The organism is Streptococcus sp. 9.1 (assembly GCF_016648815.1).
In the GTDB taxonomy this organism is placed as follows: Bacteria; Bacillota; Bacilli; order Lactobacillales; family Streptococcaceae; genus Streptococcus; species Streptococcus salivarius_E.
This window is the reverse complement of record NZ_JACLQS010000025.1, coordinates 1-13,033: the sequence shown is the minus strand read 5'-3', so window position 1 is coordinate 13,033 and position 13,033 is coordinate 1. Positions and strand designations below refer to the sequence as shown.

The following is a 13,033-nucleotide window of genomic DNA, read 5'->3' as shown; positions in this document are numbered from 1 at the left end:
TCAGACTGTGATGTTGATGTTGACGCACTTTCTGAAGCTGAGACTGAATTTGACTCCAACTGTGATGTTGATGTTGATGCACTTTCAGATGCTGATGTTGAGTTAGATTCAGACTGTGATGTTGATGTTGATGCACTTTCTGAAGCTGAGACTGAATTTGACTCGGATTGTGATGTTGACGTTGACTCACTCTCTGAAGTTGAAACTGAGTTTGACTCAGATTGTGATGTACTTACTGATGCACTTTCTAACGCAGAAACTGAAGTTGACTCGGATTGTGATGTCGATGTTGATTCACTCTCGGAAGTTGAAACTGAATTTGATTCTGATTGTGAAGCTGATGCCGATTCACTTTCTGAAGTCGAAACTGAGTTTGACTCGGATTGTGATGTTGACGTTGATTCACTCTCTGAAGTTAAAACTGAGGTTGATTCTGATTGTGACGCTGATGTCGATTCACTTTCTGAAGTCGAAACTGAGTTTGATTCGGATTGTGATGTTGACGTTGATTCACTCTCTGAAGTTGAAACTGAGTTTGACTCGGATTGTGATGTCGATGTTGATTCACTCTCTGAAGTCGAAATTGAGTTTGACTCGGATTGTGACGCTGATGTTGATTCACTTTCTGAAGTCGAAACTGAATTTGATTCTGATTGTGACGCTGATGTTGATTCACTTTCTGAAGTCGAAACTGAATTTGATTCTGATTGTGACGCTGACGTTGATTCACTTTCTGAAGTCGAAACTGAGTTTGACTCGGATTGTGAAGCTGAGGTTGATTCACTCTCTGAAGCTGAAACTGAGTTCGATTCAGACTGTGATGCTGAAATTGATTCACTTACTGACGCTGACTCTGAGTTTGAAGCAGACTGTGATTCTGAGATTGATTCACTTACTGATGCTGATTCTGAATTTGAGACAGATTGTGATTCTGAAATTGATTCACTTACAGACACTGACTCGGAGTTTGAAGCAGATTGTGATTCTGATACAGAAGCACTTACTGAGGCTGATGCTGAGTTAGACACTGATTGTGATTCTGATACAGAAGCACTTACTGAGGCTGACTCGGAATTTGAAACAGACTGTGATTCTGAGACTGACTCACTTACCGAAGCTGACTCGGAATTAGACACTGACTGCGAAGCTGAAATTGACACACTGACTGACGCTGATTCGGAGTTAGAAACTGATTGTGACTCAGATACTGAAGCACTCTCTGATGCTGATTCGGAATTTGAGACAGACTGTGATTCTGAAACTGATGCACTCTCTGATGCTGACTCGGAATTTGAAACTGATTGTGATTCTGAAACTGATGCACTCTCTGACGCTGATTCGGAATTAGATACAGACTGCGACTCAGACACTGACTCACTTGCTGAAGATGACTCGGAGTTTGAAGCAGACTGTGATTCTGAAACTGATGCACTTTCTGAAGCGGATTCGGAGTTTGATTCAGACTGTGATGCCGATGTTGATTCACTTAATGACGCTGATTCGGAGTTTGAAACAGACTGTGATTCTGAAACTGACGCACTTAATGAAGCGGATTCGGAATTAGACACTGATTGTGATTCTGAAATTGATTCACTTACTGATGCTGATTCTGAAGTTGAGACAGACTGTGATTCTGAAACTGACGCACTTAATGACGCTGATTCTGAAGTTGAAGCAGACTGTGATGCTGAAATGGATTCACTTAATGACGCTGATTCGGAAGTAGACACTGATTGTGATTCAGAAACTGATGCACTCTCTGAGACTGATTCGGAATTAGATACAGACTGTAATTCTGAAACTGATGCACTCTCTGACGCTGATTCTGAAGTAGACACTGATTGTGAGACTGAAACAGACGCACTTACATAGGCTGACTCGGAAGTTGAAACAGACTGTGAGGCTGAAAATGACTCACTTGTTGAAGCTGATTCTGAATTTGAAACAGACTGTGATTCTGAATTTGATTCACTTTCTGAAGTAGAAACTGAGTTTGACTCGGATTGTGATGTTGATGTCGACTCACTTTCTGAAGTTGAAACTGAGTTTGACTCGGATTGTGACGCTGACGTTGATTCACTTTCTGAAGTAGAAACTGAGTTTGACTCGGATTGTGACGCTGATGTCGATTCACTTTCTGAAGTAGAAACTGAGTTTGACTCGGATTGTGATGTTGACGTTGATTCACTCTCTGAAGTTGAAACTGAGTTTGATTCGGATTGTGACGTTGACGTTGATTCACTTTCTGAAGTTGAAACTGAGTTTGATTCGGATTGTGAAGCTGACGTTGACTCACTCTCTGAAGTTGAAACTGAATTCGATTCCAGCTGTGATGTGCTTTCTGATTCACTTTCTGAAGTTGAAACTGAGTTTGATTCGGAGTTTGACAATGATTGTGACATTGATGTCGACTCACTCTCTGAGGTAGAAACCGAATTTGACTCGGATTGTGATATCGATGTTGATTCACTTTCTGACGATGATTCGGAAGTTGAGACAGATTGTGATTCTGAAATCGACTCACTTGCAGATGCAGACTCGGAATTAGAAACTGATTGTGATTCGCTTACTGAAGCACTTTCTGACGATGACTCGGAAGTTGATACTGATTGTGATTCAGATACTGACTCACTTACAGAGGCTGACTCTGAGTTTGACACTGACTGTGATTCTGATACTGACGCACTTACAGAGGCTGACTCTGAATTGGATACTGATTGTGATGTCGACGTTGATGCACTTTCTGAAGCTGAAACTGAGTTTGACTCGGATTGTGATGCTGATGTCGACTCACTCTCTGAAGTCGAAACTGAATTCGATTCCAGCTGTGATGTGCTTACTGATGCACTTTCTGAAGCTGAAACTGAATTTGACTCGGATTGTGATGTTGACGTTGAGGCACTTTCTGAAACTGAGACTGAGTTTGACTCGGATTGTGATGTTGACGTTGATTCACTTTCTGAAGTCGAAACTGAGTTTGACTCGGATTGTGATGTTGACGTTGATTCACTTTCTGAAGTAGAAACTGAATTCGATTCTGATTGTGACGCTGAAATTGAGGCACTCTCTGAGGCTGACTCTGAGTTTGAGACTGACTGCGATTCAGATACTGACTCACTCTCTGAAGCTGACTCGTAATTTGAGATTGATTGAGAGATCGATGTTGAGGCACTTTCAGATGCTGATGTTGAGTTCGATTCAGACTGTGATGTTGATGTTGACGCACTTTCTGAAGCTGAGACTGAATTTGACTCCAACTGTGATGTTGATGTTGACGCACTTACTGAGGCTGATGTTGAGTTCGACTCAGACTGAGATGTTGAAGTTGATGCACTTTCTGAAGCTGAGACTGAATTTGACTCTAACTGTGATGTGCTCACTGATGCACTTGTTGAAGCTGATTCTGAATTAGAAACTGATTGTGACTCGGAAACTGAAGCACTCTCTGAAGCTGACTCACTTTGTGAGACGCTTGTCTTCAAAGACTCACTCAAAGAACCTGAAACACTCTCCGATTTCACGGCACTCAAAGATGTACTGGTTGAGGCTGATTGACTTTGTGAGACGCTTGTCTTCAAGGATTCACTCAAAGAACTTGAAACGCTCTCCGATTTCACGGCACTCAAAGATGTGCTTGTTGAAGCTGACTCACTTTGTGAGACGCTTGTCTTCAAGGACTCACTCAAGGAACTTGAAACACTTGCTGATTTCTCAACACTCAAAGAAGCACTCGTTGAAGCAGATTCACTTTGCGAAATGCTTGTCTTCAAGGATTCACTCAAGGAACTTGAAATGCTCGCCGATTTCACGGCACTCAAAGATGTGCTTGTTGAAGATGATTGACTTTGTGAGACGCTAGTCTTCAAGGACTCACTCAAGGAACTTGAAATCCTCTCCGATTTCATTGCACTCAAAGATGTGCTTGTTGAGGCTGACTCACTTTGTGAGACACTAGTCTTCAAGGACTCACTTAATGAACTTGAAACGCTCGCCGATTTCACGGCACTCAAAGATGTACTTGTTGAGGCTGACTGACTTTGTGAGACACTAGTCTTCAAAGACTCACTCAAGGAACTTGAAATCCTCTCCGATTTCACGGCACTCAAAGAAGCACTCGCTGAGGCTGATTGACTTTGTGATTTTGAAACACTCTGTTGAGCTGATAAACTCAAGGAACTTGAGGTACTCTGTGACTTCACGACACTCAATGACGCACTCGCTGAGACTGATTGACTTTGTGATTTTGAAACACTCTGTTGTGCTGATAAACTCAAGGAACTTGAGACACTCTGTGACTTCACGACACTCAATGACGCACTCGTTGAAGCAGATTGGCTTTGTGATCTTGAAACACTCTGTTGTGCTGATAAACTCAAGGAACTTGAAACACTTTTTGAAGCAACCGTGCTCAATGAAAGGCTGGTCGACGCAGACTGCTTAACGGACTCACTTCGACTTTGAGAAATCGACTCCTGCTTAGACTGACTGGCACTTTGCGACACTGACTGGCTGTGATCACTATCCGACAATTTCACCGTCACAACATTCGTCGTACTGTCTTTATAAGTAATCGTTACCGTTCCATCGCTATTAACCGTATAAGACTTAATACGGTTGGCAACCTCTGGATTCAAGGCCGACACAGCCGCAATAATCTTGCTTTTATCTGCATCTGTTAAGGCAGTCAGGCTGGTCACCTGAATAGTGCTTGTCGGTGCCACACCCGGCGTACGATCTGCTAAGCGTCCCTGAGTAATACGAATCTCACCCAAGCCATTTGGACGGTTCATATTTGATGCATTGTCGATAGCAGCAACATTACGTTGCCATGTGTTTCGGAAGGAATGGTAAAGATCATCTTTCAAATGAATGGTCGCTGTGATGGTTGCAGGATTGTCACTCGTTGCTGTGATATCTCCCGTAATCGGTTCAATATTACCTGTTCCATACTGGCTACTACCAAAGAAATTTCCGTTCAAGGCATTGTCATCCAAGTCGGCTCTTGCAACAACTTTCATTTCTTTAAGCTTGCCACTGTCATCTGTAGCCGTGAAAGTCAAAACAGCATCATCGCCAGCATAGATGGTATAGTTTTTCCCACCACCTTCGAGAGGCGTAGACTTAGGTTCCACACCATCGACAGTCAACTTAGCCGTCACTTCAGGACGCGTCCCATCCGTTACAGCCACGGAATTGCTGGCATCTGAGTATACCGCATAATCATCATACATGATGCGAGCTTTGGCTGTTACACCACCTGTTTGTAACTTAACTGTCGGCGTCACAATCGCTTGACCCGAAGCATCTGCCACTGCTGTTCCTACTTCGTCGTCATTATTGTATAGAACGACTGTAGAACCTGGTTCAGCTCCTGTCACAGTTACAGGTGTCTGCGTGTAAGCCTTGTCCAATAATCTCGTTTCAACCGTTGGTGCTGCAAGTCGCTTCACTGGAGCCGTCACATCATTTGTGGTGTTATCTTTATAAGTAATGGTCACCACACCAGATGCTGAAACCGAATAAGATTTAAAGTCCTTTGAAGTGGCAATATTGGGGTTAGCAGTCTTAAAGGCCTCCCAAACCTTATCTTTTTCGGCTTGAGCGAGATTACTTGTGTCATTAACATAAGCCCCCGTTGTCACCGCCGTAATCGGGTTTCGAATGCCATCATTTTGTGGCAAAACCTGAATACGAAGCGTACGTGTCACTGACTGCCTAGCCGTATTAGTCACTACAAAAGAAACATTATAAATTTTCCCAGGCGTTACGACCCCTGTCTGCCCAACAGTCCCCACAATATTAAAGGCGACTGCACTATTTTTCAATGCAGAAGTCTGAGGTATGTTGATGCCATTCACTCGATCACTACCAGAAGCGTAGCCAATGCTTTTAATACTATTTCGTGTAGGAATGGTTTCAACAACATTATAAGCATGATTGATGTAGTCAGAGTTATAAACAGAAATCAAGGCATTGTTAGCCGGACCTAAATTATACTGGGGTGCACGAAGGTTGCTATTAGCATCAATGCGAGAACCATTACGAGGATCACGCTGACCAGATGTCGCACGAAGCACCGCATTGGCAAGACTATTTCTAGCCTGACGAGCCTGACTAATCGTAGGAGACACATCGCTATCACGATCAGCCAGACTGACACGAATGGCACCCAAGGCTTTATCTCCCTTGAGAATAGCAACATCCGTATTTGGCAAATCAACAGCTTGAGCTTTATAGGTATAAATGTCTAAGGCTAAATCTTTGAGACGCTTTTCTTGTTCTAAACGCTCAGCATCAGCCACAACCGAGGCAGCTAGTAGCCCAGTCGCCGTATCAGATAATTGGCGATTCGTTTGCACTTCAGATGTCAAGGAAGCGTTTAACAAGGTTGACTCTGAGATGACAAGGGACATCCCTACTTTAGTGTCGCTACTACTATCACTCTTGCTAACTGACTGAACAGATGTACTTGTACTATGCTCTGAACTTTCTCTAAGCGTACTCTCTGACAGACTATGTGAAGAGGAATCTGTCTGACTTACTGATTCCGACTTAGAAGTTAATGAAGCTGACAAGGAAGCAGAAAGCGAGGCACTCAATGACAAGGATGTCGATTTTGAAGCTAATTCAGAAGCAGACACTGATTGGCTGCGTGATAGAGACTCACTCAAAGAAGCCTCCGAAGTCTGACTTGACGCAGTTTCTGATGACTCTTGACTATTTACTTGACTCTCTTGAACACTGGACACAGACTCCATATTTCCAAGAACAATGGAATCAGATGTAGCCAAGAGATCAGTCTTAGCTCCTGCTTCACTTTCCAAAATCGGCTGATCAGTCATTTCATCCGCATGAGCTACTTGAGTCACAACAGAACCACCTAACAAGGCCCCCGTTGCAAGCACTCCCTTAAGCAGTGTCTGACCTGAAAAAGCAGGTGCATCCACCTCTACCTGATGGGCAGCAACAGACGGTGTATCCACGCCTCCTCTAAGCACCTTGAAAAGACCAAAATTCGACGTCGCCGCACGAAGCCAGTGCTTCCCTGACTTAACCAATTTAAAGCGTGTCACACGATCGGTTTCACGATATTGACCTTCATTCCTTCTAAAAAACATATATACTCCATTTATTTTTGATTAAAACACTCCCTTAAATTTTATCATAAAATTAAGCAAAAAATCTCATTTCGAGATTGCTTTCTATCGATTAATCACTTCTTTCATCCTCCTAAAAATACGATAATAATGGTAACCCTAAGACTTATTAAAACTATTTGTATTTTTAGAATATCAGACTAAAAAAATCCCCTACCAATTAGGAAATCACTCTAATCGATAGGGGATATTTGATTATCTCGCTAGAAGATAATGATTAAACTTACTAAGACTTAGAAGTCTACACTTTCTTCTTCATCTTTCTTACGTTTAGCAAGAAAGGCGAGGCCTGTTGCAGTTGCCAAAGCACCAAATGCCATTGACAATGATGAGTTTTCCTCACCAGTCTTAGGAAGCGCTTGGCTACCACGTTTGTGCTTAGGATCTTTCACTTCAGAAGTTGATTCTGAGGCACTCAATGAGGCAGACACTGAAGCACTTGTTGAGGCAGAGGTTGAAAGACTTGCTGAAGTACTCAATGATGTTGAAATACTTATTGAAGCACTTGTGCTTTCAGAGGCACTCAAGAATGCTGATGTAGAAGCTGACTCAGATACTGAAGCGGATGCGCTCGATGACGCTGACGCAGATGTGCTTGCTGATTCTGACACAGACACACTTGCACTTTGTACTTCACTCAACGATACAGACTCACTTGCAGAAATTGAAGCACTTACAGAGGCAGATTGTGATTCACTCAATGAGACACTCAATGATGCTGACTCTGATTCTGAAACGCTTGATGATGTACTGATAGAATCTGAGGCAATGACGCTTTCAATATCCAGGCTTTCAAGTGATAGAATGGCTGGCTGACCTTTACTTGAAATTACAGAATTAGAAGCCGAAATAGAGGCGCTTGCTGACTCTGAAGAACTTGCTGACGCTGACGCACTTGCTGAAGCTGAGGCGCTTGCTGACTCAGATGCACTTGCTGACGCTGATGCACTTACAGAGGCTGAGGCGCTTACTGACTCAAACGCACTTGCTGAGGCTGACGCACTTGCTGAGGCTGAAGTACTTGCTGAGGCTGACGCACTTGTTGATTCTGAAGTACTTGCTGATTCTGAAGCACTTACTGAGGCTGACGCACTTGCTGATTCTGATGTACTTGCTGAAGCCGAGGCACTTACTGACTCAGATGCAGACGCTGATTCTGACGCACTTACTGAGGCTGATGCACTTGCTGATTCTGATGTACTTGCTGATTCTGATGTACTTGCTGAAGCCGAGGCACTTACTGACTCAGATGCAGACGCTGATTCTGAAGCACTTACTGAGGCTGAGGCACTTGCTGACTCAGAGGCGCTTGCTGATTCTGAAGTACTTGCTGAAGCAGATGCACTTGTTGATTCTGATGTACTTGCTGAAGCTGACGCACTTACTGACTCAGACGCAGACGCTGATTCTGAAGCACTTGCTGATTCTGACGCACTTGCTGATTCTGACGCACTTGCTGACTCAGATGCACTTGCTGATGCTGACGCACTTGCTGAAGCTGACGCACTTGCTGAAGCTGACGCACTTACTGACTCAGATGCAGACGCTGATTCTGATGTACTTGCTGAAGCCGATGCACTTGCTGACTCAGAGGCGCTTGCTGATTCTGAAGTACTTGCTGAGGCTGAGACACTTGTTGATTCTGAAGTACTTGCTGAGGCTGAGGCACTTGTTGATTCTGAAGTACTTGCTGAGGCTGACGCACTTGTTGATTCTGAAGTACTTGCTGATTCTGATGTACTTGCTGAGGCTGACGCACTTGCTGACTCAGATGCACTTGCTGATGCTGAAGCACTTGCTGACTCAGATGCACTTGCTGATGCTGAAGCACTTGCTGATGCTGACGCACTTGCTGACTCAGATGCACTTGCTGATGCTGACGCACTTGCTGACTCAGACGCACTTGCTGAAGCCGAGGCACTTACTGACTCAGACGCACTTGCTGAAGCCGAGGCACTTACTGACTCAGACGCACTTGCTGATTCTGACGCACTTGCTGATTCTGACGCACTTGCTGAAGCCGAGGCACTTACTGACTCAGATGCAGACGCTGATTCTGAAGCACTTACTGAGGCTGAGGCACTTGCTGACTCTGACGCACTTGCTGAAGCTGACGCACTTGCTGATTCTGACGCACTTGCTGATTCTGACGCACTTGCTGATTCTGATGCACTTGCTGATTCTGATGCACTTGCTGATTCTGATGCACTTGCTGAAGCTGACGCACTTGCTGACTCAGATGCACTTACAGAGGCTGACGCACTTGCTGAGGCTGAAGTACTTGCTGAAGCCGAGGCACTTACTGACTCAGAGGCTGACGCTGATTCTGATGCACTTACTGACTCAGACGCACTTGCTGAGGCTGATGCACTTACTGACTCAGATGCAGACGCTGATTCTGATGCACTTACTGACTCAGACGCACTTGCTGAGGCTGACGCACTTGCTGAGGCTGAAGTACTTGCTGATTCTGATGCACTTACTGACTCAGATGCTGACGCTGAGGCTGACGCACTTACTGACTCAGACGCACTTGCTGACTCAGAGGCGCTTGCTGATTCTGATGCACTTGCTGATTCTGAAGTACTTGCTGATTCTGATGTACTTGCTGATTCTGATGCACTTACAGAGGCTGACGCACTTGCTGAAGCCGAGGCACCTACTGACTCAGACGCACTTGCTGAGGCTGATGCACTTACAGAGGCTGACGCACTTGCTGAGGCTGACGCACTTGCTGAGGCTGATGCACTTACAGAGGCTGACGCACTTGCTGAGGCTGATGCACTTACAGAGGCTGACGCACTTGCTGATTCTGATGTACTTGCTGAGGCTGAAGCACTTGCTGAGGCTGAAGCACTTGCTGAAGCTGAGGCGCTTGCTGAGGCTGATGCACTTGCTGAGGCTGACGCACTTGCTGAGGCTGAAGCACTTGCTGATTCTGATGTACTTGCTGAGGCTGACGCACTTACTGACTCTGACGCACTTGCTGACTCAGAGGCGCTTGCTGAGGCTGAAGCACTTGCTGATTCTGATGCACTTGTTGATTCTGAAGTACTTGCTGATTCTGATGTACTTGCTGAGGCTGAAGCACTTGCTGAGGCTGAAGTACTTGTTGATTCTGAAGCACTTGCTGACTCTGAAGCACTTGCTGAAGCCGAGGCACTTGCTGACTCAGACGCACTTGCTGAGGCTGACGCACTTGCTGACTCAGATGCTGACGCTGATTCTGATGCACTTACAGAGGCTGACGCACTTGCTGAGGCTGACGCACTTGCTGAGGCTGAAGTACTTGCTGACGCTGAGGCGCTTGCTGAAGCCGAGGCACTTGTTGACTCAGACGCACTTGCTGATTCTGATGTACTTGTTGAGGCTGACGCACTTGCTGACGCTGACGCACTTGCTGAAGCTGATTCTGAAGTACTTGCTGATTCTGATGTACTTGCTGACTCTGAAGCACTTGCTGAAGCCGAGGCACTTGCTGACTCAGACGCACTTGCTGACTCTGAAGTACTTGCTGAAGCTGACGCACTTGCTGAAGCTGACGCACTTGCTGACTCAGACATTTGCTGACTCTTTGATTGACTCTGAGACAAGCTTATTCGAGCTGAGGCGCTAGCAGATCTACTTGCACTTGTCGATAAAGATTGACTTATCGAACTAGACAAACTTTGCGATCTTGATGTACTCAATGAAGCACTTGTACTTGCTGATTGTGATAGTCGCTGACTCGTTGATTGACTCTGTGACAAGCTTATTCGAGCTGAGGCGCTAGCAGATCTACTTGCACTCGTCGATAAAGATTGACTTATCGAACTAGAAAGACTTTGCGATCTTGATGTACTCAATGAAGAACTTGTACTTGCTGATTGTGATAGTCGCTGACTCGTTGATTGACTTATTGAGCTTGATAAACTTTGCGAATTAAATGCACTCAATGAAGAACTTGTACTCACCGATTGTGATATTCGATGACTTGTAGATTGACTCTGGGATAAGCTTGTCCGCAATGATTCGCTAGTGGATAAAGATCTGCTAGTTTCATTTGACTTTCTAATCGATTCTGAGGCCACTGTCGAAAGAGATTGCGAAACTGACTTCGAAGTAGCCTGACTCTTAGAGACAGAATTTGAAACTACCGTGGACTGAACAATAGATAAACTTTGTGAGAGACTACGGGATTGACTAGTAGTATCTGATTCAACAATTTTACCATTTAAATAGTTAGTAAAAGTAGGATCATCGTCCGCACCTACATAAGGTGTAAAGGTAAAGGAAGTATCTTCACCATTGATAGGAACAGTCCACGTTGAGGTTAATCCATAGCCTTGTCTTGCAAAGTAGCCGGTTAGTTGTGCACCATTTGCCCATGTATATCCAGGATTCTTGGCATCAATAGGAGTAGTATTATCTCTAAGCCTATTGTTATTTGTAAATCTAGCCCCTGAAGAATCGGTAAGATAACTTGTTACACTTGATGGTGTACCCAAACCTTTCCCAAGTGTAAACATTGGTTGTGTCGAATTCGCACCTGTTCCAGTATTATATAGTGTGTGGTTATATCCTATTTTTGTATGTTTCTCGATTGTCGAGGTTGCTGGATTATCATATGAAATATTATAGACAAATGTGAGTTTCTTTCCATCGTTTTTCACTGTCAATTTATAATAGATTGGGACATTATAAACCGTATCTGTTCCACTTCCTATATAAACCTTAGTTTCACCAGTCGCAAGGTTAAGGTTTGAAGTAATAGCAGGGCTACCATTTACTGTAGAATTCCCGTTGAAACCTGCATTTGTAATCTTGGTCATCATACCCTCAACGGCTTCACCAAGACGCTCACGTTGTTCTGCGTAAGCAGCATTTGATGCTGATGCAGCAAGCAAGGTTGTTGATTTGGCAACTTCTTCCTGAACTGACGCAATAGCTGTTTGGATTTCAGCTTTCGCAGCTGCATCTGTTAATTTTGCTTGGTAATTTTTAGCAATATTAACGAGCAATTCCGCTTCTGAAACGTTTTGATCTAAGATTGTCTTTTCATCTTCTTGAGTCGCTGTCTCAGAGGTAGCTGAACTTGTTGAAGTTGCTGATTCAGAAACTGAATCTGAGTTTGAACCACTAGCACTTTCAGTGTGAGACTGGCTCTCAGAGGTTGAGTATTCCTTGCTTAGAGATGCTGACTCTAAGATAGCTTGTGACAATTCAGCTGATACCGATTGAGATACAGATTGTGAAACTGATTGGGATAATGATATAGATGCATCTGTGCTAGCTTGGGTATCAACTGAAGAACTTGTAGACTCTTGACTTGTTGATGCTACCACAGAAGCTTCAGAAGCAGACGCTGTACTCAACACAACTGAGTCAGAGTTAGCTGTCACATCTTGATTAGCGGTTAGCTGTCTCTCCAAAGCAGGGCTTGTCATCTCCTCGGCTTGAGCAGTGTAAGTCGTAACTGCACCTCCAGCCAATGCACTCGCAGCCGCAATTCCTTTTAGTAATGCTTGACCTGAGAGAACTGGTGTTTTCTCCTCAACACTTTGCGCTGAAACTGACGGCGCATCTGCACTTCCTTTAACAACTTTGAAAAGTCCAAAGTTAGCAGTTGCTGCCCGAAGCCAGTTTTTTCCTGATTTGATAAGTTTGAAACGAGTTACGCGATCTGTTTCGCGATATTTACCTGCATTTCGTCTGAAAAACATATTTGCCCCATTCTACCTTTACCCCATTGATAGAAATCTTTATCACATTATAACATAACTTTTCTAATAATCGAGAGATTATCACTCAAAATGAAAATCTTGGAAAATAATTAAACTTATATGATTAGAGCTCAAAACATTTATTTTATAATTTTTAACTTACTTTATTAATAC

2 protein-coding genes are annotated in these 13,033 nt (G+C 44.0%); both read right to left on the bottom strand.

The window, feature by feature from the left end:
• On the bottom strand, positions 1-7,118 hold a 7,118-nt coding region (locus H7T93_RS09765; protein WP_201041935.1), incomplete at its 3' end, for an accessory Sec-dependent serine-rich glycoprotein adhesin.
• Between the two features lie 272 nt (positions 7,119-7,390).
• Positions 7,391-12,859 (bottom strand): accessory Sec-dependent serine-rich glycoprotein adhesin, encoded by a 5,469-nt coding sequence (locus tag H7T93_RS09760; protein ID WP_201041934.1) that lies wholly within the window; start codon positions 12,857-12,859, stop codon positions 7,391-7,393.
• Positions 12,860-13,033 lie beyond the last annotated feature (174 nt).